Origin of the sequence: Dietzia sp. E1 (assembly GCF_014145015.1) — a bacterium.
In the GTDB taxonomy this organism is placed as follows: Bacteria; Actinomycetota; Actinomycetes; order Mycobacteriales; family Mycobacteriaceae; genus Dietzia; species Dietzia cinnamea_A.
On record NZ_JAALDU010000254.1, the window covers coordinates 1 to 1,085 of the forward strand.

The following is a 1,085-nucleotide window of genomic DNA, read 5'->3' on the forward strand; positions in this document are numbered from 1 at the left end:
CCGTCGCCGTGCACCCCACCCGCGCCCGCGAGGCCACCGACCCCGAGCGCGGCGAGCAGGTCCGCGCGCGCCTGCGCGAGCTGGCCGCCCACCCCCGTGTCGTGGCGGTGGGGGAGACCGGCCTCGACCACTACTGGGTGGGGAAGATGGACGACTGCGCGGACCCGGCCGAGCAGGAGGAGTCCCTGCGCTGGCACGCCGGGCTGGCCGCCGAGCTGGGCAAGTGCCTGATGATCCACAACCGCGAGGCCGACGCCGACCTCCTGCGCGTCCTGGGAGAGGTCGCCGGCCCCGACTCGGGTATCCCGCACGTCATGCTCCACTGTTTCTCCTCGCCGCTCGACGTCGCGGAGGAGGCCCTGGAGCGCGGGTACGTGCTCTCGTTCACCGGCAACGTGACGTTCAAGGCCAACGAGCACCTGCGCGAGGCCGCCCGCCTGGCGCCCGCCGGGCAGCTGCTCGTGGAGACCGATGCCCCCTACATGGCCCCCGAGCCGTTCCGGGGGGCCCGCAACGAGCCCGGTCTGGTGGGCTACACCGCGCGGGCGATCGCGGAGGTCCGCGGGCAGTCGCCGGAGGAGTTCGTCGCCGAGGTCGCCGACACGGCCCGCGCCGTCTTCGGCCTCACCGTCTGACGGCGGGCCGCTCGGCGGGGCCCGTGTGACTCGAGGTACGAACGGGACCCGCGGGGATCGTGTAACGAAACGTGACCTGAACACCTTGTCGTCGTCGTCACATCAATGCACGTCAGGGGTGGCGCGTTGCCCCGGCTCCATCGCCTCGTTACGCTACCGTGATGAAACGCGGACGGCCGTACGGTCGTTCACGGGCGATACGAGGAGAGAACCGACCAGTGGCTGACGACGCACGGACCGACACCCCCACGGGCGCCCGACCCGACGGGACGCGGGGCCTGCTCGACCCCATCCACCGCCTCCACGGATCCCGCTCCACCATGCTGCGGCTGTCCGTGGCCGGGATGCTCACCACCCTCGTCGTGGGCGGTGTCGCGGCGCTGGACCAGCGCACCACCTACACCCTCGAGGTCGACGGCTCGCCGGTCGAGCTCGTCACCTTCAGCTCCG

General features: G+C 72.4%; 1 protein-coding gene and 1 pseudogene. Both read left to right on the top strand.

Annotation, left to right across the window (positions count from 1 at the left end):
* A partial coding sequence (locus tag G6030_RS09275) for a TatD family hydrolase (protein WP_182642937.1) occupies window positions 1–635 on the top strand: 635 nt, incomplete at its 5' end.
* A 218-nt stretch (window positions 636–853) separates the two neighbouring features.
* Window positions 854–1,085: pseudogene (locus tag G6030_RS16495) on the top strand (resuscitation-promoting factor); the annotation flags it as partial.